At 40.3% G+C, this 25357-nt stretch carries 23 protein-coding genes; 12 read left to right on the forward strand and 11 right to left on the reverse strand.

Annotated features, from left to right (window positions below):
- The first annotated feature begins 200 nt into the window (after nucleotides 1–200).
- Together MHB38_RS04845 and MHB38_RS04850 are read left to right on the forward strand one after the other, a co-directional pair.
- Nucleotides 201–1958 carry an ABC transporter ATP-binding protein gene (locus tag MHB38_RS04845; RefSeq protein ID WP_017366928.1) on the forward strand — a complete coding sequence of 586 codons (1758 nt, stop codon included), beginning with the start codon at nucleotides 201–203 and terminating at the stop codon, nucleotides 1956–1958.
- Nucleotides 1955–3970 (forward strand): ABC transporter ATP-binding protein, encoded by a 2016-nt coding sequence (locus MHB38_RS04850; protein WP_202734600.1) that lies wholly within the window; start codon nucleotides 1955–1957, stop codon nucleotides 3968–3970. The genes MHB38_RS04845 and MHB38_RS04850 overlap by 4 nt, the downstream gene beginning before the upstream one ends.
- A 126-nt stretch (nucleotides 3971–4096) precedes the next feature.
- Here the strand turns inward: MHB38_RS04850 and MHB38_RS04855 are convergent, their stop codons facing one another.
- From MHB38_RS04855 to MHB38_RS04885, 7 genes are all read right to left on the reverse strand, one after another.
- A complete protein-coding gene (locus tag MHB38_RS04855) occupies nucleotides 4097–4714 on the reverse strand; it encodes an NAD(P)-dependent oxidoreductase (RefSeq protein WP_008348943.1) in 618 nt (205 codons plus the stop codon).
- A gap of 284 nt (nucleotides 4715–4998) precedes the next feature.
- Nucleotides 4999–5202 (reverse strand): alpha/beta-type small acid-soluble spore protein, encoded by a 204-nt coding sequence (locus tag MHB38_RS04860; protein WP_008348940.1) that lies wholly within the window; start codon nucleotides 5200–5202, stop codon nucleotides 4999–5001.
- 226 nt (nucleotides 5203–5428) lie between these two features.
- Nucleotides 5429–6535: an ABC transporter ATP-binding protein gene (locus MHB38_RS04865; RefSeq protein WP_024719977.1), complete on the reverse strand. Its 1107-nt coding sequence runs from the start codon at nucleotides 6533–6535 to the stop codon at nucleotides 5429–5431.
- Nucleotides 6536–6673: 138 nt separating this feature from the next.
- Complete coding sequence (locus MHB38_RS04870) at nucleotides 6674–7549, reverse strand: helix-turn-helix domain-containing protein (protein WP_098681048.1); 876 nt, start codon at nucleotides 7547–7549, stop codon at nucleotides 6674–6676.
- A 20-nt stretch (nucleotides 7550–7569) separates the two neighbouring features.
- Nucleotides 7570–7779, reverse strand: a complete 210-nt coding sequence (locus MHB38_RS04875; protein WP_008348933.1) for a YheE family protein — start codon at nucleotides 7777–7779, stop codon at nucleotides 7570–7572.
- A gap of 145 nt (nucleotides 7780–7924) precedes the next feature.
- Nucleotides 7925–9283: a YheC/YheD family endospore coat-associated protein gene (locus MHB38_RS04880; RefSeq protein WP_058213969.1), complete on the reverse strand. Its 1359-nt coding sequence runs from the start codon at nucleotides 9281–9283 to the stop codon at nucleotides 7925–7927.
- The gene (locus MHB38_RS04885; RefSeq protein WP_058213970.1) at nucleotides 9240–10346 is read right to left on the reverse strand and encodes a YheC/YheD family protein; all 1107 of its coding nucleotides are present in this window, start codon (nucleotides 10344–10346) and stop codon (nucleotides 9240–9242) included. Before MHB38_RS04885 ends, MHB38_RS04880 begins: the two co-directional genes overlap by 44 nt.
- Before the next feature lie 214 nt (nucleotides 10347–10560).
- Here MHB38_RS04885 and MHB38_RS04890 point away from each other — a divergent pair, with 214 nt between their 5' ends.
- From MHB38_RS04890 to MHB38_RS04910, 5 genes are all read left to right on the forward strand, one after another.
- Nucleotides 10561–11694 carry a DUF445 domain-containing protein gene (locus MHB38_RS04890; protein ID WP_017366934.1) on the forward strand — a complete coding sequence of 378 codons (1134 nt, stop codon included), beginning with the start codon at nucleotides 10561–10563 and terminating at the stop codon, nucleotides 11692–11694.
- Nucleotides 11695–11816: 122 nt separating this feature from the next.
- On the forward strand, nucleotides 11817–12173 hold the full coding sequence (locus tag MHB38_RS04895; RefSeq protein ID WP_007497132.1) for a YlbF family regulator: 357 nt from the start codon (nucleotides 11817–11819) through the stop codon (nucleotides 12171–12173).
- A 445-nt stretch (nucleotides 12174–12618) separates the two neighbouring features.
- Nucleotides 12619–13485 (forward strand): Cof-type HAD-IIB family hydrolase, encoded by an 867-nt coding sequence (locus MHB38_RS04900; RefSeq protein WP_008348923.1) that lies wholly within the window; start codon nucleotides 12619–12621, stop codon nucleotides 13483–13485.
- 113 nt (nucleotides 13486–13598) lie between these two features.
- Entirely contained in the window at nucleotides 13599–15098 is a 1500-nt protein-coding gene (locus tag MHB38_RS04905; RefSeq protein ID WP_035392528.1) for a coproporphyrinogen III oxidase, read from the forward strand.
- A 75-nt stretch (nucleotides 15099–15173) separates the two neighbouring features.
- A complete protein-coding gene (locus MHB38_RS04910) occupies nucleotides 15174–16448 on the forward strand; it encodes a lysine N(6)-hydroxylase/L-ornithine N(5)-oxygenase family protein (RefSeq protein WP_202734599.1) in 1275 nt (424 codons plus the stop codon).
- Between the two features lie 36 nt (nucleotides 16449–16484).
- On the opposite strand, the gene MHB38_RS04915 is transcribed toward MHB38_RS04910, so the two are convergent.
- The 3 genes from MHB38_RS04915 to MHB38_RS04925 all read right to left on the reverse strand — a co-directional run bounded on the left by MHB38_RS04915 (nucleotide 16485) and on the right by MHB38_RS04925 (nucleotide 18600).
- On the reverse strand, nucleotides 16485–17708 hold the full coding sequence (locus MHB38_RS04915) for a cation:proton antiporter (protein WP_048001733.1): 1224 nt from the start codon (nucleotides 17706–17708) through the stop codon (nucleotides 16485–16487).
- A 3-nt stretch (nucleotides 17709–17711) separates the two neighbouring features.
- A complete protein-coding gene (locus tag MHB38_RS04920; RefSeq protein ID WP_017366937.1) occupies nucleotides 17712–18209 on the reverse strand; it encodes a cation:proton antiporter regulatory subunit in 498 nt (165 codons plus the stop codon).
- A gap of 64 nt (nucleotides 18210–18273) precedes the next feature.
- Nucleotides 18274–18600 (reverse strand): hypothetical protein, encoded by a 327-nt coding sequence (locus MHB38_RS04925; RefSeq protein WP_025207030.1) that lies wholly within the window; start codon nucleotides 18598–18600, stop codon nucleotides 18274–18276.
- Between the two features lie 185 nt (nucleotides 18601–18785).
- On the opposite strand from MHB38_RS04925, the gene MHB38_RS04930 reads away from it, so the two are divergent.
- Nucleotides 18786–19550: an enoyl-CoA hydratase gene (locus MHB38_RS04930; RefSeq protein ID WP_231493322.1), complete on the forward strand. Its 765-nt coding sequence runs from the start codon at nucleotides 18786–18788 to the stop codon at nucleotides 19548–19550.
- Nucleotides 19551–19585: 35 nt separating this feature from the next.
- Here MHB38_RS04930 and MHB38_RS04935 read toward each other — a convergent pair whose 3' ends face one another.
- Nucleotides 19586–19774 (reverse strand): YhzD family protein, encoded by a 189-nt coding sequence (locus MHB38_RS04935; RefSeq protein WP_008348907.1) that lies wholly within the window; start codon nucleotides 19772–19774, stop codon nucleotides 19586–19588.
- A 173-nt stretch (nucleotides 19775–19947) separates the two neighbouring features.
- Between MHB38_RS04935 and MHB38_RS04940 the strand changes: the two genes are divergently transcribed.
- From MHB38_RS04940 to MHB38_RS04955, 4 genes are all read left to right on the forward strand, one after another.
- The gene (locus MHB38_RS04940; RefSeq protein WP_076821956.1) at nucleotides 19948–21162 is read left to right on the forward strand and encodes a metallophosphoesterase family protein; all 1215 of its coding nucleotides are present in this window, start codon (nucleotides 19948–19950) and stop codon (nucleotides 21160–21162) included.
- 16 nt (nucleotides 21163–21178) lie between these two features.
- A complete protein-coding gene (locus tag MHB38_RS04945) occupies nucleotides 21179–23965 on the forward strand; it encodes an ATP-binding protein (RefSeq protein WP_341002624.1) in 2787 nt (928 codons plus the stop codon).
- Between the two features lie 62 nt (nucleotides 23966–24027).
- Nucleotides 24028–24981 (forward strand): 3'-5' exoribonuclease YhaM, encoded by a 954-nt coding sequence (gene yhaM / locus MHB38_RS04950; RefSeq protein WP_007497151.1) that lies wholly within the window; start codon nucleotides 24028–24030, stop codon nucleotides 24979–24981.
- A gap of 108 nt (nucleotides 24982–25089) precedes the next feature.
- A complete protein-coding gene (locus tag MHB38_RS04955; protein WP_017360318.1) occupies nucleotides 25090–25320 on the forward strand; it encodes a sporulation YhaL family protein in 231 nt (76 codons plus the stop codon).
- Nucleotides 25321–25357: the final 37 nt, after the last annotated feature.

The raw sequence follows: 25357 nt of genomic DNA on the forward strand, positions 1-25357 counted from the left end.
TACCAGTCAGCTGGTTGCCTCTTTTTTTGTTGTATACATTTCGTATCTCGAAATAATGGAATGCATCAACAACTAAATGAAGAGGAGTGAAAGCATGTGAACATGCCAAAGGCAAGACAAATGACAAAAGCTCAAAAAACGAAACAAGGTGAAAATCAGGAAAATATAGAAAGCGGCTAGCTTTAAAAGGAGAGACAAACATGTTTTCAGTATTTGTGAAATTAGGCTGGTTCTTTAAACAAGAGTGGAGGCGCTATACAATCGCCATTACGCTGCTGCTCATTGTGAATGTGCTTGAAATGCTGCCACCGAGGTATCTAGGTCAAGCAGTTGATGACATTCGGTCTGGTCAATTTACAACATCCAGTATTCTGTTTTACGTAACCATTTTTTGCTTACTTGGTGTCAGTGTCTATGCGCTCACCTATTTTTGGATGTATCAGTTATTTGGCGGCGCAAATGTCATGGAGCGTGTGATGCGCGGAAAATTAATGCGCCACTTACTTAAGATGACACCCACCTTTTATGAAAAGAAAAAAACCGGAAATCTAATGGCACTAGGTACAAATGATTTGAATGCTGTGGCTTTAACAACAGGATTTGGCGTTTTAACATTAGTCGATTCCACTGCTTACATGCTCATGATCTTTTTTACGATGGGGCTGACGATCAGCTGGAAATTAACTTTAATGGCCATTATTCCAATGCCACTGATGGCGATTTTGATAGCGTTTTATGGCAGTAAAATTCATGAACGCTTTACAGTCGCTCAAGATGCATTTGGTGATATGAATGATCGTGTATTAGAATCAGTTGCCGGCATTCGGGTGATTCGGTCTTTTGTACAGGAAAAACAAGATGTTAATCGCTTTCGAGAAATGACAGATGATGTTTTTCAAAAAAATATGAGAGTGGCGATCATTGATTCATTGTTTGAGCCGACGGTGAAATTGCTTGTGGGGATCAGTTATTTAATCGGTATCGGTTATGGCGCATATCTTGTGTTCCAAAGTGATTTAACCATTGGTGAGCTTGTCGCATTTAACGTCTATCTGGGGATGATGATCTGGCCAATGTTTGCCATTGGTGAATTGATTAATATCATGCAAAGAGGAAATGCCTCATTAGACCGGTTGAATCATACACTCAGTTATCAACCGGATGTAACTGACGCAGCCAAGCCAAAAAGATTACAAGAGCCTGGCGATATTCAATTTGAACATGTGACATTTAGATATCCAACTTCCTCTAAAGATAATCTAACGGATGTCTCCTTTACTGTACGAAAAGGGCAAACGATTGGTATTACAGGAAAAACGGGAAGCGGAAAAACAACGATTGTCAAACAGCTTCTTCGTCAGTATCCGACAGGTGATGGAAAGATCTTGTTTTCAGGTGTTCCAATTGATGACATTGAATTGGATCAACTGTTCCAATGGATTGGCTATGTTCCGCAAGATCATGTCCTTTTCTCAAAAAGTGTAGAAGAGAATATGCGTTTCGGTCATAGAGACGCGAAAGAAGCTGAATTAGCACAAGCGATTAAAGATGCTTACTTTGAAAAGGATTTACGCCTTTTACCAGAAGGCTTGGAAACCATGGTTGGAGAAAAGGGAGTGGCGCTGTCAGGAGGACAGAAGCAGCGGATTTCCATTGCACGTGCTTTATTAATTGATCCAGACATTTTGATTTTGGATGACTCGTTATCTGCAGTTGATGCAAAAACAGAAACGGCTATTTTAGAGAATTTAAGACAAAATCGTCATGGGAAAACGACATTTATTACAACCCACCGTCTATCAGCTGTAGAGCATGCGGATCTCATTCTTGTCATGGAAGAAGGGCGTATTGTTCAAAAGGGAACCCATCAAGCGCTTATTCAGCAGGATGGATGGTATAAAGAGCAATTTCTGCGTCAACAGCTGACAAATCAGCTGGAAGGAGGGGATGAGGCATGACAACAGGGAGAAGACTTCTTGCCTATGCACTCCTGTATAAAAAAGTATTGTCTGTTGCTTTGATCTTTCTGATCATTGCAGTTGGTGCTGAGTTGACAGGACCTTTCATTGGGAAAAAAATGATTGATGATCATATTTTAGGTGTAGAAAAACCGTATGTTGAGGTAAATGAAAAAACAAATAAAACGGTTTATTACCAGGGAAATAACTATATAAGAAGTGACCGGCTACAGAATCAAAATGAAGCTGGAAAGCAAATCAATGTCGTGCAAGTCGGATTTGGGTACTATTTTGTGAATGAACCGATTCGATTTGACGGGAGCCGGACAATAAAAGGGGATCAGCTCACCATTGAAAATGGGAGCGAGCGTGAGACGTATCAGGTACAGCGTTTATCCAAAGAGGAAATCTTCGCTTTTTATCAGCCGGAAATCAGTGGTTTGGTGCAGCTTGTTCTATTTTATTTTGGGATGCTCGTCATTGCGATTTTCTTTCAATATGGGCAGCACTATTTACTCCAGCGTATTGCAAATCGCATTATTCAAAAAATGCGAGTGGACGTATTTGAACATATTCAAACGCTTCCGATTCGGTATTTTGATAATTTACCGGCTGGAAAGGTTGTCGCGCGGATTACCAATGACACAGAAACCATTCGTGATTTATATGTCACAGTACTAGCGAATTTCGTCACGAGTGCCATTTACATGATTGGCATTTATATCGCCATGTTTTTATTAAATGTGAAGCTGGCGCTCATTTGTTTAGTGGCTGTTCCGATTATTTTCCTATGGTCGATGACTTACAGAAAGTTTGCGTCGGTTTACAATCATCGCATTCGATCCATCATCAGTGAAATTAATGCCAAGCTAAATGAAGCCATTCAAGGAATGACGATTATTCAAGCATTTCGACATGAACAAGCAACAAAAGAAGAGTTTGATGAGCTGAATAACAATCACTTTCGATATCAGCGAAAGATGCTTCATTTAAATTCACTGCTCTCACATAACTTGGTGAATCTGCTTCGGAACTTAGCATATGTCGCACTCATTTGGTATTTTGGCGGTGCGTCCTTAAGTGCCACGGGCATTGTATCGATTGGGGTGCTCTATGCATTTGTCGATTATTTAAATCGTTTGTTCCAGCCGATTACAGGCATTGTGAATCAATTTTCTAGATTAGAATTAGCAAGGGTTTCATCTGAACGGGTCTTTCGATTATTAGATGAGCCTGGTACTGAAGTGGAAGAACCGGTTCAGAAGAAAATCGAGGGGCACGTTCAATTTCAGGATGTTACCTTTGCGTATAATGAAGGGAAAAATGTATTAAAGAACATCACCTTTGAGGCGAAAAAAGGTCAGACGGTGGCACTCGTTGGACATACCGGTTCTGGGAAAAGTTCGATCATGAATTTGCTGCTGCGTTTTTATGATATTCAGCATGGGGACATCCTCATTGATGGAGAAAGCATCTATGATCAGTCGCGCCAAACGCTGCGTAAGCAAATGGGCATTGTACTTCAAGATCCTTATTTGTTCTCTGGAACGATTGCATCCAATGTCAGTTTAGGAAATGAAGACATTAAAAGAGAAACGATTGAAACATCGTTAAAGCAAGTGGGCGCAGCAGAACTATTAAAGCATTTGCCTGAAGGTTTTGATGAACCAGTTGTTGAAAAGGGGAGTACTCTTTCCTCTGGGGAGCGTCAATTGATTTCATTTGCCCGTGCACTGGCATACGATCCAGCGATCTTAATTCTAGATGAAGCGACGGCTAACATTGATACAGAAACAGAAGCCATCATTCAGCGGGCACTAGATGTCGTCAAAGAAGGACGAACCACTTTTGTCATTGCACACCGATTATCTACTATTAAGAAAGCTGACATGATTTTGGTGTTAGAAAAGGGTGAGATTGTCGAACGCGGCAGCCACGAAGAGCTCATGGAGCAAAGCGGACTGTATGCGCAAATGTACGAATTACAAAAGGGAGCTGTGACGAGCAGCTGATAGGATGAGCAGCAAAAGCCTCTTTCAATTTGAAAGAGGCTTTTTTCATGGCAATGAAAAAAGTCGAGGCTTCATGAAATGATCTCGACTTTTACTGGTTGTATATCATTTACACGAACTAAATGGTCAATAAGCTATACCGACGCGTTGATGCACAAATTCCTTTGAGTTTAACTGCTGATACAAAAAGTGTGCGGTATCTTCAACTGAAATTTTCTGTCCATCTATAGGGAGAAAATTCTTTTCATAGCGATATGACCGTGTCACTTCTCCATCTGGTAAATAGGTTGGGCAAATGATTGTCCAATCTAGTTCAGTTGATTGAAGAATTTCAAATGCTTTGGCATGTTCTTTAGCAGCTCGGGAAGTGGTTCGCCTTGATTCATTTGTTTCAAAGCGGTAAAGCTCAGGCTGCTGCCTTGCTTTTAAAATCCCCGCAGTGCCAATCGTTATAATTCTTGATGTTCCTGTTTGCTTCATGGCTTGTACGATATGCTCCATTGAAACAGATAAAGTATCATCACCATCTGTTGATAGACAGCTCACGACAATATCTGATCCTTTAATCGTTTCAAGGACATCCTCTTGATTTCTGGAATTGCCGGTGACTTGAAACATACCCGCAAGCATTTCTTCCCGGTTTGTCCGAATTAACGAGCGAACCATGTAACGATCATCTTCTTTTACGAAACGAAGAAATGCTTGTCCTACACGTCCATGAGCACCGAAAAGAGCTATTTTCATCTGATCGATCCCTCCACTACATACTATAAGTGAAAAGAACTTAAAATGGTACAGTTTTATGTCATGCTTTTTTTATAAAGATGAAAGGACCGAATACTATGAGCATATTCACATAATAGAGAGAGACCGACAAATTGTAGAAGTTCAAAATTCACACCTGAAATAATGTCCATGAAGATCCGCTCCTTTCTAATACATCATATGAATTCAAAAGGAATCGGTGAGGGATAAAACCAAAAAAAGAAGACACCATAAGAGGTGCCTTCTATGATCCAGATATGAAATTAAGCTTTTGTTCCACCAAGGTTTTGCTGAGCGTAAGATACAAGACGTTTAGTGATTTCTCCACCAACTGAACCGTTAGCACGAGCTGTTGTTTCTGCTCCAAGGTTTACACCAAACTCAGAAGCGATTTCGTATTTCATTTGATCGATTGCTTGCGCTGCTCCAGGAACTAGTAATTGATTTGAACTATTAGAATTTGCCATGATGTGAATCTCCTTTTTATATATGATTTTTTTGGTTGGGTTTGCTGGAGTCGCACCAGCGAAATGACCAAGTCATTTGCCACTTGGCGAAACCCAATGCGGTAACTGCTTTGTACTAAATATTATGGTTCGCTACGAAAAAAACATACGGAAAAAGAACATGGTAAATGTTGTTTTCATATACAAAAAACCACCACCCAATGGTGATGGTTTGTGGAACGTCTTCTTATTCAGCTGAGCGGATGCGCAGCTCAGTCTCTGTATCAAAGAAGTGAGCTTTATTCATATCAATGGCAAGAGGGATCGTCTGACCTGCCTGAATATCTGTGCGAGAATCAACTCGTGCAATAAACGTTTGACCAGCGAGAGAAGAATAAAGCATCGTTTCGGCTCCCATTAATTCAGCCACTTCTACGTTTGCTTCAATTTTTGTTCCCTCAGAAGCCTCTATAAACACAGGCTCATCATGGAAATCTTCTGGTCTGATGCCTAGAATCACATCTTTTCCGATATAGCCCTGACTGCGTAATACTTTCATTTTTCCTTCTGGTACACGAATGTGCGTATTCCCAATGGCAATGGCTCCGTCAGACAGTTTTCCTGTAAAAAAGTTCATCGCTGGAGAGCCAATAAATCCTCCTACAAAGACATTCTCTGGGTTTTCATACACATCCTTTGGTGCGCCAACCTGCTGAATAAAGCCATCTTTCATGACAACAAGCCGAGTAGCCATTGTCATGGCTTCTGTTTGATCGTGTGTGACATAGATGAATGTCGTCTGCAGCCGCTGGTGAAGTTTAGAAATTTCGGCACGCATCTGAACACGAAGTTTAGCATCTAAATTAGAAAGAGGTTCATCCAAAAGAAAGACTTTTGCATCGCGCACAATGGCCCTTCCAAGTGCAACACGCTGTCTTTGACCTCCAGACAATGCCTTAGGTTTTCGATCTAAGTATTGTTCAAGCCCTAATATTTTCGCAGCGTTTCGTACCCGCTCATCAATTTCTGCTTTAGGAAATTTTCGAAGCTTTAATCCAAAAGCCATATTATCGTACACATTCATATGAGGGTATAAGGCATAGTTTTGGAAAACCATCGCAATATCCCGATCTTTTGGTGCCACATCATTCATTCGCTTACCGTCTAATAGAAAATCCCCTTGTGAAATTTCTTCAAGGCCTGCAATCATGCGGAGGGTTGTTGATTTTCCGCAGCCAGATGGACCAACAAACACAATAAATTCTTTATCCTCAATATGTAGATTAAAGTTATCTACTGCTGTTACTTTGTTATCGTACACTTTATAAATTTGATTCAGCATCATTTCAGCCATAGGTGGTAGCCTCCCAGTCCTTTTTTGAAAGCGCTTTACTTATAAATGAAGTGTATAAAAAGGAAGGGTGTCTGTAAATGGACAACGTGCACAATATCTTATTTTCATTTTTAGGCAAGGTGCTCATGATAGGATCATTTAAGAAAGATCGAGAAGATTCATCATGAAATAAGCAGCTGACGCTTCTTGAAAATGCCGTATATCTAGTCCTGTCCGTTCAATAAATTTATCAATCCGATACTGAAGGCTGTTTCGATGAACATATAAAGCTTTTGCTGCCTGCGATGCATTTAAATTACATTGCATATAGGTCATGAGAGTTCTGTAAACGTCCCGATCAAAGATTATTTCTATAAATGCATCTGATATAGCGGCAGAAACCATGTCTGTATCATGGCGAATGAAAGCAGGTACACATTGATAAAATGTTGCAACCCCTGACCTAAGTTTTCCTTGCTTCAGATGCCATAAAAAGAGCTGATGTTCATTCAATAATCTCTTTTTTAAATTTTCATTTGGCAAATGCAGCTGTCCTTGCATGAAGACAACGTCTGTTAAAAAATCACTTGTGATGGCTTGAGACAAATCATGTAGTTGTTCAAGTTGACCATTTTCTGATGTGGCGTTTGTTTGAATGAGCATAGCTGTTTCAGTGCCTGTCCATATGAAATGAATATGTTCGAGGCTGCTGTTCACAGCCTCTTTTATTTGCTGCCTTTGTTCTGCTTGGTGATCCATTTTAAAAAAATGAACACGGACGGAGTGATCGATGGTGATTGATTTGTTTTCAAAGAGATAGCTGTACCATTTCTGTTCTTCTTCCGTTTCCTGCGTATGAGGTACATCAATTGGTGTGAGGAATGAATTGAGAAGAAGCGTTTCCCTTTCTGTTAGCTCCGTTTTGTTTACTCCGAATATTTCGCCTTCGTCTGTTTGATACCAGAGAGTTTGTTTATCATTTGTTGGTGAACTGATGATATGGTGTCCGTAAACAAGTTTTAGCTTTTCTAACATGGCGAGGCTCCTTAAACAGTTTAATCATACACATGGAATAGCATTAATTCGTGGATTTCTTCTTTTAAGGTTGGTTCAACTTCATGAGGCGGAAGCTGAGAGCCCCATTCAATATCACCCGTTTTGTGATAAATGCCTTCATAATGTGAACCATTATGAAAAAAGGATATTTTCCAACCAGGTAATTGCGCTTTTTTAAAGAGAGGTTTCCATTGAAAATGAGAAATCATATCATCATTGCCTCCTTGCTTTTATTGATGAAACAATAAATACACACGACAATACGGAAACAACCTTGAACTTGGTTTTATTGTATCTCATCTGATGAAAAGAGCATAGGGAAAGCACAGATTTCAGAGACATGAAAAGAAAACATCAATAGGCGTTTGCATGGTCTATAGGAGTAAGAGCCATTTGTGTTAGGTAAGATGCGTATTCAACGATTCTTTTCCCAATCAGCCATTCTGAGTTTTTCAATGGTGCATGCAGAAAAATCTCGCGGCCTGGACGAGAATTGGCTTCAAACATCCAGATAGCACCTAAGTGATCAATACCTAAGTCAAAACCAATTTCCCCAATCAGACCGGGCATTTTTTCATCTATCACACGACTAAGTGCGAGGGCAGTATCAGAGAGCTCTTGCAAAACCTTCAAACGTTTCTCTGCATCAGGAAAGATATCATACAGTGTTTTTACTGAACCACCATGCAGTTGATGGGTTGTGACAGTGTGATCTCCTGAAACTTTTCCAGCAGCGGCTGTAACAGTCCAATGACCATACTTATTTTTATTCGTATGAATTCTAAAATCCAGTGGTTGATTGTCTATTTGAAGAAGCTCAATGCCTTGTTGTGCAATCAAGTCGTGAATTGCACAATCTTCCCGCAGTTTTTTTACGAAATGGTCTACGGAATGATATGAAGTGGATTTCCCTTTATTTGAGCAGACAGTGACCCCGTTTTCCGTCTTCTTTAACTGATAAATCCCGTCTCCGTGACTGCCGTTTGTTGGTTTTAAATAAATGACATGATGCATATGAAGGAGTGTTTCTATTTTATTTAAAGCATCAACAGGATCTAATCGTATAGAATGTGGTAAGAAAGAGCTTGTTTTTTCATCTGTTAATAGCTGTTCATGAATGTCCCATTTATTAAAAAAATAAGGGTTGAACCAAGGGATATCGTAGTCTTGAGTGAGTTTTCGTTTTGTTTCTTGAATGAATGCCGACTGAGCAGCCTTTCTATTAGGCAGCCGGTCATAAACAACGGATGGGAGGGGCATCTGCTTTTTTACCCAGCGCTCCTCTTGGTAAAGCAAACCTTCTACTATTCCTTTATCCCAATCGATAGAATGAGTACCAAAAAGATATGCAAAACCAGCATGCTGCCTGCAAGATTGCAGCAATTTCATAAAATAGGAAGATCTTGCGCCTAAAGGTGCTGTATTTTGTTCGAATCCTGCAGTGAAAATGCCGATGAGAGGTCCTATATAGAGTGTATGTTGAACTAATATGACATCAGCTTTCGTTTTGTATGGAATGAATAAAGCGCGATAAAGGTCTTCTGATAATAAAATCATTTGAGATTGATGATGATAGGAAATGGCGAAATCATCTACTAAACAAGAACCTAAAGCAATAGATAAAATTGCCTCCTGCTCTTTAAACTGAGCAGGGAGATATACTGTTTTTTCACTTGCTGAATGAGGAGCGATGATGTAGCGTTTTCTCTTCATAAGGAACCTCCTTTTCTTCAGCCATCATCGATTTGGCATGTTCAAGTATGGTCTGAATCAATTGATTCTCCCTCTCAGGGTAAGCTTTTAAAAAAGAGGATCGTCCTGGCTTTGATCTTACATTTGAGATGAAAAGTCTGCCTTCATTTGTATGAAGCAAGTCTATAGCGAATTCAATACACGGTGAGAAAGTTTTGTCTATAAACGCTGGAAGAGATGATTGAATGGAGGCAATATCATCTAACAACAGCTCCTTGATGTGTGGCTTTAATGAGTTTAAATAGTGATCAAAGGCTACCACATGAATGGAATTTTGTGTATTGCTTAAAAGGCTGTTTTCTACTGATGGTTTTGTATGAATCCCCATGCTATTCCATTGATTTTGTGAATTTTTTATAAGAAAAATCCTAATTTCATTGAATATAACGTCTTTTTGATCATTCGTGTTAAAAAATTGAAGGAAAGATCGGCCGATATACTTTTTGCACCAGCGTTCAACCTCTGCTGAATGTGAAAAGGTGATGATTTGCTTAGCGTTTAGCTGCACAGTAATGAGTGATTTGTCTTTTAAAGAAATGAAGCAAGAGGGTGCTGCGTGCTGTTGAGAAAGCGGCTGTATTTTACAATATCCGCCCTTTCTGACCAAGTTGAGCAGGTCTGAAGGCTCTGTCAATAGAGAGCAGACAGGTAAGTATGGTTGTAAAGAAGGGAGGAGACGGAGCTGCTCGAATAGCCGCATTTTATTTGAAATTCCAGTATTCAAAAAAACGGTTTTTGGATACTTTTTTAACCAATTCATGATAGGTTTTGCTTTTTTAGATTGTGCGTCATGCTGATAAAGACAACGATCATAAATCAAGTCAGGAATCTGAAATTCTGACGCTTCAAATCCTTTGCCAGTCTTAAATTTTTGACCGTGAATGACATTTGAAGCAGGCTTTAAATCTAGAGGTGAAAAACGAACAACTTCTAAATCAAAAGAAGAGGCTGCTTTGGCAAGCTGATGTGAGAATGCTTCTTCATGCTTCGGAGAAAGAGTGACAATGCCGAGCGTTGACGTCATGAAACAACACCTACTTTTCAAATTCTTTTTTTAACATCTGAAAAACACTTTTTGTTGATTTTACATAAACTTGGCGTTCCTATATCATTACGACAGATCGTTGTCTCATATGTCATATTGAATGCTTCATTTGCTTGGACTCTTGACAACAACTATAATACGTATAGATTAAAACAATAAACTTCAGGTGTTGTTTGAAAGGTAGATGACGACTTTGGATATATTCACAACGTTTATCTTTATGATTGTGATAGGTGCAGTGATAGGGGCAGCAACAAACCATCTCGCGATTAAAATGCTTTTTCGTCCGTATAAGCCATATTATTTATTTGGGAAGCAGCTCCCATTTACACCGGGTCTCATTCCTAAAAGAAGAGATGAAGTAGCCAAGCAGGTTGGCGTCATGGTGATGGAGCATTTACTAACGCCAGAGGGTATTAAAAAACGATTTGAATCATCAGAGGCAAAGCAAGAGATATTGCAGGCAGTGCACCGATATATTGATAAAGGTGCTGATATGGAAATGACGGTTTTCTCTATGTTAGAAAAATACGGTTTTTCACAGGCTGACGTTAAAGCTGACGCATGGCTTCATCAGTGGACTGATCATAAGCTCCACTCACTGCTTGAAAAGTATGATCAGCAAACGTTGTCTGAGCTGCTACCACAGGATGTAGAAAATAAGCTTGCATCCAAAATTCCAGATGCCGCAGATTATATTTTAAAGAGAGGCATTCATTACTTTGAAAGTGATGAGGGAAAAGCAAGACTCGGTCATATGATAGATGATTTCTTAAAAGAACGAGGAATGCTTGGCAGTATGGTCCAAATGTTTTTAGGGAATTCAAGCTTAATTGATCGCGTGCATCCTGAAATGATGAAGTTCTTAAAGAATGCAGAGACAAAAAGGTTTTTATCAGATCTACTTGTTCAAGAATGGGACAAGGTAAAGCAATTTTCTTTACATGAGCTTGATGAAAAATGGAATGTGAAAGAGCTTCTATTTAGTGTGAAAAAGCAATTGCTTTCACATTTTTCTACAAAGGTGCTGTTAGATAGACCAGTAGGAGTTTACATCAGTGCAGTAGCGGATGATCTTAAGACCAAATTTGCTCCATCTCTCATTGATAAAGGGATTGAAGCCGCATCTAATGCGCTTGAGGGACTGCTCGCAAAGCTCCAATTTGAAGAAATTATTCGTGAACAAATTGAACTTTTCCCGCTTGAAAAAATGGAAGAGCTTGTGATCAGCATATCTAATAAGGAGCTGAAGATGATCACATTTTTAGGCGGTCTTTTAGGTGGATTGATCGGTGCTGTCCAAGCGATTTTTGTCACCTTATTCTAAGGCAAGATCGAGAAATTTCGATGAATTTATTGTATATATGTGAAACGAAAGCCATAGTTTGTTATAGTGGAGTGGTGTCCGCCGATCCATATCGGTGATAACGGATAGAAAGGAGACATAACATGTCTGTAAATCTTTATGATGTTGCATATGACCTTGAAAAAGCACTGCGTCATAGCGAAGAATATTCAGCGTTAAGAAATCTTTATGATGAGGTAAACGGGGATGAGTCCTCTAAAAGAATGTTTGAGAACTTCCGTGACATTCAAGTAAACCTTCAACAAAAACAAATGACTGGTCAAGAGATTACACAAGAAGAAGTAGAGCAAGCGCAAAAAACGGTTGCACTTGTGCAGCAGCACGATAAAATCTCTCAGTTGATGGAAGCAGAACAACGCGTAAGTGTTCTCATCGGTGAATTAAATAAAATTATCATGAAGCCTCTTGAAGAGCTTTATGGAAATGCAGAAGAAAATTAATTGAAAGGGCGATCATATTCGCCCTTTTTTTCATTCATATCGCCGCTTGTATATCTTTAAAAAAAGGGTTGTCGAAGCTCGTAAATTCTGCGATAATACTTATTGAAAGTGCTTTCAAAAAGCGCTATCGTGATGAATTGGGTGCGTTCCACTTTGGATTTACGACGATGAGTCAAATGAGAGAGAAGCGCTTCTGGGAGAAAAGCAAAGCATAAGGGGATATGATATAAGCAATGCTTTGGTGTGTGAAAGATGAGGGGATCATGGGGAGCTTCATCACGCCATTGTTACGCATCCAAACCATACATAAAAAAAAGCCTAGGGGTAGGCTTTTTTTATTTGCGATTAGGCATAAAACAAGGGCTGCTTCAACTGCATGTTCTAAAGCGCTAAGCTAGGGCATATCCTCATCGTAAGTACAGTCATCAAGAAGGGGGATGCCTCAGTGTCAAAAAAGCTACTTGCACTCAATATAGATGGAACGTTACTTCGTTCCAATGGGAAAATCCATTCCGCTACAAAAGAAGCTGTGGAATATGTTAAGAAAAAAGGGGTTTACGTGACGATTGTCACCAACCGTCATTTTCGATCTGCACAAAAAATTGCCAAGGCGTTGAAAATACCAACTTCAACTCTTGTGACGCATAGTGGTGCATTTATCGCTGATAAGCTTGATGAGCCGCTCCATGTGAAGAAATTAACGGAAGAGAAAACATTTAATCTTGTGCAGATCCTTGAAAGCTTTGATTGTAATGTTCGCTTGTTACATGAAAAATTCTCAATCGGCAATCGGAAAAAAACACAGTCTCAACTGATGGGAAAAACGTTGATTCATCCATCTGATCCCATTTTCTATCCCGTTCAATTTGTTGAATCATTAAGTGATATGCTCATGGATGAACCGGTTAGCACACCTGTCATTGAAGTGTATTCGACGGCAGCACTTCAGCCTGAAATCCACACAACCATTCAACAAGCATTCCCATCTGTGGATCTGATTAAGATCAGTGATGAGAAAATGAACATTGTATGCAAAGGGGTATCGAAAGAAGCAGGACTTTCTCTTTTAACTTCAGCACTAGGTTTTACATTAGAAGATACGGTCGTGATCGGTCACGGGACAGACGACATCCCGATGCTTGAGTTAGCTGGCTTAGGCGTTGCGATGGGGAATGCACCTCATTCGGTCAAACGTAAAGCCGATTGGGTGACACGTTCTCATGATGAACAGGGTGTTGCTTATATGATCAAAGAATACTTTAGAATGCAGCAAAGGGAAGGTTTTTTACATCAATTTGATATTAAACGATAATATAATGAAGGCCCTGTCTATTAAGAAATGGCAGGGCCTTCGTCTGTTCTCTTCATTGCTTTTCCTAGATGAATTTTGTAAAATGAAACAAGTTTGAAGATAAAGGTGATACGATGCGAATTTTAGTTAAAGGGCTGTCTGATGAACGATTTCATCGACCGCTTGTCAATATAGCCAATTTATTTGAAGAAGATAGTGAAGTGCTGTTTGATTCCGGTGAAGCAAACGATGGCCTAGTGATGGTGTTTGATTGGAAAGAAAATGGCGGTATGGTGGAGGCTTCTGGCCATATTGCTGGATCAGATATGACGAGTCGTTTTACAAGAGAGATGCCAGAGAGCTTGAATGAAAAAGAGCGCTGGAAGCAAATCAAAAACACTGTGTTGTCTGTTTATTTACATCTGCTTCAGGAATATACAGGAATGACGCAAAAATGGGGGATTCTTACGGGGATACGCCCTACGAAATTACTTCATAAGATGCTAAGAGAAGGCATGACAAAGGAAGAAGCACATGCAGCGTTAAAGCGCGATTACTTGATTCATGATGAAAAGATCCATTTGATGCAGGAGATTGTTGATCGTCAAATCAAAGCTATTCCAGATCTGTACGATCTACAGGAGGAAGTGAGTATTTATATCGGTATTCCTTTCTGTCCAACAAAATGTGCTTATTGCACGTTCCCTGCTTATGCCATTCAAGGACAAGCTGGAAGAGTGGGAACGTTTCTTTTTGGGCTGCATTATGAGATGCAAAAAATGGGCGAATGGTTAAAGGAACATGGGATTAAAGTGACGACTGTTTATTTTGGCGGAGGTACTCCAACGAGTATTACAGCAGAAGAAATGGATTTGCTGTATGAGGAGATGTATCGCTCTTTTCCAGATGTGAAACATATTCGGGAAGTCACTGTAGAAGCGGGACGACCTGATACGATTTCACCTGATAAGCTGGAAGTGCTCAACCGTTATCATATTGACCGGATTAGTATCAATCCGCAATCATATGAGAATGAAACATTGAAAGCGATTGGCCGGCACCATAGTGTGGAAGAAACGATTGAAAAGTATCATTTATCAAGGCAGTATGGCATGAATAATATTAACATGGACTTAATCATCGGGCTGCCAGGAGAAGGGCTAAAGGAATTCCAACATTCCTTGTACAAGACAGAAGAACTGAAGCCCGAATCTTTAACGGTGCATACACTTTCCTTTAAGAGAGCGTCTGAAATGACCCGCAATAAGGAAAAGTATCAAGTGGCAGACCGAGAAGAGATCACACGTATGATGGATGAAGCGGTTGCTTGGACAAAGGCACATGACTATCATCCGTACTATTTATACAGACAAAAAAACATTTTGGGGAATCTCGAAAATGTCGGGTATTCGTTAGATGGACAGGAAAGTTTGTATAATATTATCATTATGGAAGAGGTGCAGACGATCATTGGCATTGGATGCGGCGCTGCGAGTAAATTCATTGATCCGCGAACCGGAAAAATTACGCAGTATGCCAATCCAAAAGATCCAAAGTCTTATAATGATCGTTATGAGCACTATACGGAAGAGAAGATTCAGTTTCTTGAGTCATTATTTGTTTCTCACATGTAAACACTGCGGTGACGCAGTGTTTTTTTCATTTGTAAAAGGGTATATAGGGGGTAAAAAGATAAAGCAGGTGTACATATGATGGATGTGATCGGAATTGGGATTGGGCCAGCAAATTTAGGATTGGCCGCTTTATTAGAGGAGTATGAAGATGTGGCATGCTGTTTTTTTGAACAGGAAACCGAATTTGCTTGGCATCCTGGTATGCTCATCAAAGGAACGGACTTACAAGTTTCCTTTCTAGCGGACCTTGTGACAATGGCTAATCCAAGGAGCAAGTATACATTTTTAAATTATTTACATGAATCAAACAGGCTTCACCGATTTTATACATTTGAACAATTTGATATCCCCCGGAGAGAATTCAATGAGTATTTATCATGGGTTGCAGGTGAATTAGATAGCTGTCAGTTCGGGATGAAGGTGGAAGAAGTGACCGACTGTGAAGACGGGTATCTTGTAAAAGTTCGGCGGTTGAAAGATGGGGCGCTTTCTGAATATCGTGCAAAACATGTCGTTCTTGGAACGGGAAGCAAGCCGATGATTCCTGTCGATGTGCCAGAAGCTGCGTTGCCGCATGTGACCCATAGCAGCCGTTATGTGGATCAACAAAAAGAACTTCATGAAGCTGAAACGGTGGCGGTGATTGGTTCAGGTCAGAGTGCAGCTGAAATTTTCTTAGACCTGCTTCAGCATCAGAAGAAAGGACAGCAGCTTTCATGGTTTACACGTTCAAGTGAATTTAGAGAACTAGAGACAGCGGAGCTTGGTCAGGAGCTATTTACACCTAAGTATGTTGAATATTTTCATTCCCTTCCTTATGAAGAACGGATGAACACATTGCCTAGACTGGCAGGATTAAGGAATGGCATAGATGCATCGACGCTTTCTCGTATTTATCAGGAATTGTACCATCGCTCCGTTTCAGGAGAAGAGCCTTCTGTACTCATTCAGCCAATGACGGAGCTTGAAGCGATACATATGGAGGATGAGCAGCAGGTAGAGCTGCATTTGAAACAATGGCAGCTCAAGAAAGAAAAGAAAATCACAGCCGATCATGTGGTATTGGCTACAGGATATACGCCTAATATTCCGGAATGGTTTAGCGTATATGAACCATTGATTGAATGGGAGAGCGATAAGCATTTTAAAGTGACAGATGACTTCAGGCTTGTGTTTAAAGACAAACGGTCTCATCATCTCTTTACATTCACGAACCTCGATCACTCTCATGGAACAGCGGCGACCAATTTAAAACTATCGATCTACCGCAATCAAAAAGTCATCCGAACCATTCGCGGGGATACGAAAGAACAAGTGAAGCAAGAAACAGCATTTCAGCAATTTGAATAGATATAAAAAAGGGCCCCTGCACAGGGCCCTTTTCAATTAAATGGTTGTTTCTCTTTTTACTTTTGGTTTTTCAGTTTTCCATTTGAAGATTTTGTTTAGGATTTGATAGATACGCTTTGATTCTTTCGTCACTAGCGGTCCTAAAATCGCAAGGATTAATACATATAATGCAGCAAATGGCTTCAATGTAGCGGCAAGCCCGCCTGCAATCCCAAGTTCGGCTACAATGATGGAAAACTCTCCTCTTGATACGATGGTTAATCCAATATTAGAAGAGGCTTTATGAGAGAAACCGGCTCTTCTTCCAGCAAACATCCCGGCGGTGAAGTTCCCGATCAAGGTGAGAATGACAGCACCGATCGCAAGCCAGAAGGCATCTCCTAATGTAAATGGATCAATACTTAGTCCAAAGCTGAAGAAGAACATGGCGCCAAAGAAATCTCTAAAAGGAACAACGAGATGTTCAATGCGGTCTGAGTGCTCTGTTTCTGAAAACACAAGACCGAGTAAGAGAGCGCCAATGGCCTCTGCGACATGAATCGTCTCTGAAAAACCAGCCACGAAGAACAAAGCGGCAAAAATGACAATGATAAATACTTCATTTGAACGGATATCGAATAGTTTGTTTAATAGTTTTGGCAGCTTACGCGCGATGATAAAGAAAATCATCATGTAACCAAAAGCGATTAAAATAGATAATAAGGCACCGCCAACGGACGTGGCATCTCCAAGGACAAGACCTGATACGACAGATAAATAAACGGCGAGAAAAATATCCTCAAACATAATAATCCCAAGAATTAACTCTGTTTCAGGGTTCGCTGTCCGTTTTAAATCGACAAGGACTTTGGCGACAATGGCGCTGGATGAAATGGTGATAACGCCTGCCATAATGAGAACTTCAAGGAATCCAAAGCCTGTGATAAACCCATAAAGCAATCCTAAGCTAAAGTTGATCAAAATATAAATAGATCCGCCGACTGCAATGGATTTACCCGATTTTATGAGTTTGCCGACAGAGAACTCAAGCCCGAGGTAGAATAGAAGGAACAGGACACCCATTCTACCAAAAAACGAAATAATCTCGGTGCTCTCGATAAACTTCAAATCAATGATCCCGATGGTTGGTGCATGCGGACCAACAACCATCCCGAGGACAATGAGAAAAGGAATGATAGAAAATTTAATTTTATTGGCGATTAAGCTGGCAATGGCGATGAGAATAAGCGCCGTTCCAACTTCAAAGACTAAATGATCCATTCATCACTCTCCCCCTCTAGAAAGAAAATCACGTATCAATCGCTTCAAGTGTTTTCTTTCGCCTGAAATGACCATCGTATCATTTGCTTGAATAATCGAATCGGCACCGGGGTTGAGTAATTTTTCATTTGTATGTTTAATGATCGCAATGACGGTGACTTCATAATTTTGTCTCACATCTAAATCGCCGAGTGTATGTCCAACCGCTTTTGCGTCTTTTTCTACCTTAAACCATTCAATGATCAAATCATTGAACGCCATTTCAATCGTTTCAAGTGCTTGCGGCTTATACACCATACCGCCAATAATGGCAGCAATTTGTCGGGCTTCAGCATCATCGAGAGAAATGGTGGACAGTACTTCATCTGGATCTTCATCGTCGAAACGATAAATCTCCCGTCTGCCATCATCATGAATCACAATCGTCATCTTTTCTCTATTTCTCGTTTCAATTTCAAATTTCTTTCCAATCCCAGGAAGATCATTTTCTTTAATGTTCATTTTATCCCTCCGAATATGATAGGTTTTGTTTTTCATATAGTGAGTACGGATGAAATAAAATGAATCAGTCGAGGTAATTTGATTGGTACATAATGGGGATCGCACACTTCATTTCTAAAAAACATAAATCAATAGATAACGCTGTGGTTGATGCAAGCTTTACAAGAAAAGCTTTTGAAGCGCCCATTGATAACCTCTGTTTTAACAGAAGAGATGCGGCATGTTTTTTTGAAAACGGAGGTGTCTTCACAGCATTGATTTCTTCATCATAAATCGATGGAGAAATCAGGCTGGGTGTGCTCGCTTCTGCTTGTGAAGCAAAAACGACATTTGAAAAGGGAGAAAACATGACGATGCAGCTAATCAATATACATATGGAACTTCTTATCAATCATTCTCCCCCTTTCATATGATGTTTTATTTCTTATTTTACTATATAAAAATATATTTCTCGTTTCAACAATTATGCTTATTTTAGTATCAGTTGATCTTGAAATTTTTTATGTAGAGGAAAAGGAATTACTTGATGGAAATTGAAGTAAGTGATGAGCTTGAAAAGAAAGAGGGGAATGGATGATGACATATATCAATTGTCAGGTAGATGGGGATATTTTTGAAATCGTTTTCAATAGGCCTGAAGCGTATAATTCGTTTCATGTTGACATGTTTGCTGAATTGAAGGAAGCGTGTGATAGAGCGAGTGAGAGCAGTGCGAAAATTGTTGTACTCAAGGGGATGGGCAAAGGGTTTTCAGCAGGCGGAGATATTGGAATGATGCTAAAGCAAGATCGTGAAGAAGATTTTCATCGCGTGATGGATCTGATCGAGGGAATTACACTTTCTTTAGCCAGTATGAAAAAAGTGACGATTGCACTTGTCCACGGGGCAGCGGCTGGTCTTGCTTTTAGCTTTGCTCTTAGCTGTGACTATTTGTTTATGCATCAAGATGCTAAACTTGCCATGAACTTTAATGGAATCGGGTTAATCCCAGATGGCGGAGGGCATTTTTTCCTCACCAAAAGAGTTAGTGAGCAAACCGCTAAACAATTGATTTGGAGCGGGCAAAAGCTGCCGGCTGAAGAAGCGCTCAAGCTTCGCCTTGCAGACGGCGTGTTTCAAGATGAGGTGGATACGTATCAGAAAGCGTGCGTCAAGACGTTTTTAAATATGCCGCTTCAAGCCTTTGTTGAAACAAAGATGATTTATTTTCAGCAGTCAGAATCACAGCTGTTAGCCGTTCTTCAAAAAGAGCGTGCTGCACAAGCTAGACTGAGACAAAGCCGTGATCATCAGGAGGGTGTTCAAGCGTTTTTGGAAAAAAGACGTCCTGTGTTTCATTAAATAGAAGAATGAATGGCCGGCGGATGCCGGCTTTTTTAACGTTCAAATAAAAGAAGTTTACCTGCATCATTTACGAGCCGGTGAGAATGCTTTGTGTATTGTTGTTCGATTAAACGATGACGTCCTAATTCTTTTGCTTTTTCATCACTATCTGTGGTGATTTTTTCGTTTAATAAGGTTTCACCTGACGAATCAAATACAGTCAAAAAGTAGGTTTTCTCCATCTCTGATCTTCCCTTTCTTCTTGTTTTTTAATGAATTATACAAGGAGGAAGTTAAAACCTCTTTTTTTACCCCTAAAAATGTGTTTTTTAGAATAAGAGCGATAGAACGTGCATTCGTAAAAACGGCGTGATAAAATATGGATAACTACAGTAACGTACAAGGAGATAGACGTTTGACGAAGCTCACTTTTATTCATGCCGCAGATCTTCATTTAGATAGTCCGTTTGCGGGAATGTCCAATATACCGAACCGAATTTTTAAGAGGTTGAAAGAAAGTACATTTCAAAGTGCCAAGAACATGTTTGAACTTGCAATTGATCGAGAAGTAGACTTTATGCTGCTTAGCGGAGATCTATTTGACGAATCGAATCGCAGCCTAAAAGCACAACTTTTTTTAAGAAATCAGTTTCTTCAGCTGCAATCACACGGGATTGAAGTGTTTATTATTTATGGTAATCATGATCATTTAGGTGGTGAATGGACACCAATTGAGTGGCCAGAGAATGTTCACGTTTTTTTGAGCAGTACGCCAAGTGAGCAAGCCTTTTATAGAGAAGGTCAGCTTGTGGCAAGTATTTACGGGTTCAGCTACAAAGAGCGGGCTGTCCATGAAAATATGACACCTTATTATGAAAAAAAAACAGATGCCCCCTATCATATTGCCATGCTTCACGGCACATTAGCAGGTCAAGAAGGGCATGATGCGTATGCACCATTTCAGCTTCAGCAGCTTCTAGCGCGGGATTTTGATTATTGGGCGCTTGGACATATTCATAAGCGGGCTCTTCTGCATGAAGATCCAATGGTGATCTATCCTGGAAACGTGCAAGGAAGACATATAAAAGAAACAGGAGAGAAAGGCTGTTATGTCGTTTACCTATCTGAAGATGCTCAAAGAGCGGAGTTTATGAGCTGTTCAGATGTCATCTTTGAGACATTGACAATAGATATCACACATACCGCTCATATGACCGATCTTGTGACACTTGTGGACAAAAAGATGAGTGGACTGAAAGAGAGAGGTGTTCCTCATTTTGTGAAAATCGTACTAACTGGCGATGCTCCTGCTTATATGGAGCTCACGCAGCTTGAAGTGCTTGAGGAGCTGATGGCTGTACTTCATGAACAGGAGGAAGATGAAGACTTGTTTGTTTGGGTGATGTCGATTGACTGCCGGACACATGAAGATGCCGTCTATCCAGAAGATTCTTTTTTGACAGAACTAACAGCAGAAATTGCCGAGTTTGATGCGTATGATGAGCTGCTTTTACCGATCAAGCGTCATCCAACCTATAGAAAAGCAGGAAAAGCTCTTACAAAAGAGGACGAGATCGATATTAAAGAAGAGGCACAAAGGCTGCTGGCAGAACAGCTGAAGCAATTATGAGAAAAGGAGAGGCATGATGAAAATACGTTCACTCCATATTGCGAATTTCGGGAAATTTTCCAATCAAACCTTCCACTTTTCTGATGACGGTTTTCAGTTAGTTTATGGCCTGAATGAATCGGGGAAAACGACATTGAAGGCGTTTATTGAATCGATGTTATTTGGTTTTTCCAAAAGCCATATGTATAAGCCAAAGCATGGCTCGTTTTATGGTGGTTCTCTTACGTGTTTAGATGAGGAATTAGGTGTGATTCATATTGAAAGAACATCTGATCATGGCGGCCAAGCTCAGGTGTTGCTTCCAAATGGTGAAGTGAAAGATGAAGCTTTTCTACATGCGATGTTAAAGGGAACGGATCGCAGATTATACCAATCGATCTATTCTTTTGACGTGTTTGGTCTGCAAAATGTACAAGCATTAAATCAAGATCAAATAGGGGAATTTCTACTCTTTTCAAGTTTGTTTGGCTCAGATGCGGCATCCAAAATGGACAGTAGGTTGCTAAAACAGCAGGAGCAGCTTTTTAAACCGAATGGACGTAAGCCTGAATTAAATCAGCAGCTCGATCATGTAAAAGAGCTGTCAGGTAAGTTGAAACAGGCCAAATTGGTAGAAAGTCGGTATACCGAAAAGAAAAAAGAACAAGCTGAATTAACCGAGAAGGTAGAAATGCTTCAGCATGAAATGAGACAGACTGAAAAAGAGATTCAGCATTTGACTGAACATATTCGACTTTATCCTATGATAGAAAAAAAGATAGAGTTAAAAAAAGATTTGGCTAGTTATCCAGAACGAGTCAAGCGGTTTAGACCGGAAACCGCGCATGAACTTGATAAATTAGAATCACACCTTCACCCAAAAAAGGCGCAATTGACGGCACTGAAACAAAAATTAGATCATTTGCAAACGTCGCTCACGCAAGTTCAGCCACTCTATGACAAGGATACGGTATTGGAGATGAAGCAGGTCATAGCTGAATCATCTGATGCTGAACTTGTGAAGAAACGCTTAGCAGAAGGGAAAACAGAGCAGAATTCTTTGAAACAAAAAATAGAAGAAGCATCAGCGAAGCTGAAGTGGCAGCGTCCAATCAAGCTTGACCAGCTGGATGATTCACTTGACTTTGAGTGGGAATTAAAAGAGGCTGTGAGCCAATACGTTCGTTTAATGGATAGGAAAACGCAGCTCGATGACCGGTTTGATCATGCAAGACATGAGCTAGAAGAAGCGGAAACCGCTCTAAAAGGATTAAAGGAACAGCCCGTTAAACAGCAAGATGCAGAAGATGTCAGGGGCACAAGGGCTACAGTGAAACAGAATCATTCCAGAGTGTGGTTATTCCCGCTGATGTTCGTGCTATGTGCTGTCATTCTCACGACTTTATTCGTTTTAGCAGAGAGCTGGGTGACGTTACTGTTTGCAGGATTTTCCGTATTTATCTTGATCGTTATTTATCCAGTGCTTAAACAGACTCAGATGAGGGAAGCAAACGACAGTAACGCCTATCATTCCTTTCACGTTCAAACAGCTTCAGCTGAAACGCTAGTGAAGCAAAAGGAGCTTTTATACGAAAGAATGATACAGCAATATGAAGACTGGGAGCGGGAACTGGAACCTGTACAGCAGCAAGTAGAAGATATGAGAAGGCAGCTAGGTTTGTCCTCAGAGCTCTCATTCCTTGTGGAAGCTTTCCATATCTTGAAACAATTAAAAGCGAATACAGCGGCATATGAGGCGCTTAACAAGGAAATAGAGATGCTCACACAGCAGCAATCGACCTACGAGCAAAGAGTTTCAGCGCTCATGAGTCTCCTTCAAAGAAAAGAAGGGACCATTCAAGAGAATATCTCAGCCTTTCAAGAGATATTGAAAGATGAGGAAAAAAGAGAAAAAGAACGTCAGACATTGCACGTATCCATTCAACATGTAGAGCAGCAGCTGACAACATTAGAAGGAGAAGTTCAATATTATAAAAAACAAACGGACGAGCTTTTTCAAAAAGTAGAAGCAGCGTCAAAAGAAGATTATCATGTCCTGTCTCATCTATCCAAAGAATACCGGGAGCGACTGTACAATTTGCAGCAGCTGAACCAAGAGCTGCACAGAAGCGGTTATGTAGATGAGGAAGAGGTCATTGTCCGTAAAGGTTTGCGCACCCTTGAGGAGCAGTGTGCACAAGCAAAAAGACGTCTGAATGACATGCAAGAGAATGTGACGAATATGAAAAAGCGCTTGGCAGAATTAGCAGTAGAAATACGCCAAATAGAAGCATCAGGTACGGTGTCTGATTTGACTCATCAGCTTGCTGTAGAGCAGGAGCAGGCAAAGCACCTAGCGAAAAAATGGGCGGCTATTCAGCTCGTTCGTTCCGTCATTCGAGAGAAACTCAATGAGCATAAAGAAACGAGGCTACCAGCACTCCTCCAAACAGCTTCCCGATTTATTCAGCCGTTAACGAATGATCGATATGAAGTGATTTTATTTTCTGCCGAAGATGACCGGCTGATTGTGAAACGGAGGGATGGACGCCTATTCCGCCCGGAGGAGCTTTCACAAGCAACATGTGAGCAGATTTATCTCTCGATTCGTTTTGCACTTGCTTTGTCCCACCAGCAAGATTGTCAGCTCCCATTTATGATGGATGACAGTTTCGTTCACTTTGATCATGTCCGTCTAGAAAGGGTACTGGAGCTGATGAATGAACTCACTCGTTTTGAAACACAGCTGTTTTATTACACTTGTCATCATTATATGAAACAAGTAGCGGAAAACGGGCAGATTACGAGTTTAGCAGTGGAATGATTGACAAATTATGACTTATGTTATACTTATATGAGCAGAAACATGGAAGGAGCATTTATTGAATGGCTAAAGGGATCATGACCTATGACGTCGGCGAACAAGTTGACCTGCATTTATTAATTAAATCATCTACTAAAGGGATTGCGAGTAATGGCAAACCATTTTTAACGTTAATTCTTCAAGATCAAAGTGGAGATATTGAGGCGAAGCTATGGGATGCAAAGCAGAATGATGAACTCACATATGCCGCACAAACCATTGTAAAGGTAGTAGGTGATATTCATCATTATCGCGGAAGGAATCAGCTGAAGCTTAGGAATATACGTCCTGTTGCTGAAAACGAGCAAATCCGCATTGATGATTTTCTAGAAACAGCTCCTATTCCAAAGCACGATATGATGGATACCATCATGCAATATATTTTTGATATGAAAAACCCTAATATTCAGCGTGTCACAAGACATTTGCTGAAGAAATATGGACAGGAATTCGCTGATTACCCAGCAGCTACGAAAAACCATCACGAGTTTGTTTCGGGTCTTGCCTATCACGTGGTATCGATGCTTCATTTAGCGAAATCCATTGTTGATCTATACCCATCACTTGATCGAGATCTTTTATATTCAGGGATCATTCTACATGATTTAGGGAAAGTCAAAGAGCTTTCGGGTCCTGTCTCCACCACATATACAGTAGAAGGGAACTTAATTGGCCACATTTCTATTATGGTGACAGAAATTGCGAAAGCCGCAGAGGAGCTTGGCATTGATTCTGAGGAAATTCTGATTCTGCAGCATTTAGTGCTGAGTCATCATGGAAAAGGGGAGTGGGGCAGTCCTAAACCACCAATGGTGAAGGAAGCGGAAATTCTCCACTATATAGATAATTTAGATGCAAAAATGAACATGATGGATCGTGCGCTTGAGCATGTGAAGCCAGGAGAATATACAGAGCGTATTTTTGCACTAGAGAATCGTTCGTTTTATAAACCAACCTTTCACAATGAATCATCATGATAAAACGCCCGTTTGATGCGGGCGTTTTTTTTCATAACTTGTCTTCTTTTCGCATAAGCATGTAACACAAAGGGAGAGAGGTTTGTCCTAAAAAAGGAGGCGAAGACGATGTTGTTTTTTCCATGGTGGGTATATGCATGTATCATTGGCATTATTTTTTGTGCCTATAAATTAATGACGACAGCCAAAGAGGAGCAAGAGATTGATCAATCCTTTATTGAAAAAGAGGGAGAAATCTTTATTGAACGAATGGAGCAGGAGAGAGAGCGTAGACGTCAAGGACAGCAAATGAAACGATCCCAGGAAACGGCGAAGCATGAGGACCATTCGATTGCATAATCAATAAGAATAAAAAAACCCCTCTACAAGTTCATGT

The sequence above is a fragment of the Bacillus sp. FSL K6-3176 genome, from assembly GCF_038003325.1.
Lineage (GTDB): Bacteria > Bacillota > Bacilli > Bacillales > Bacillaceae > Bacillus > Bacillus altitudinis.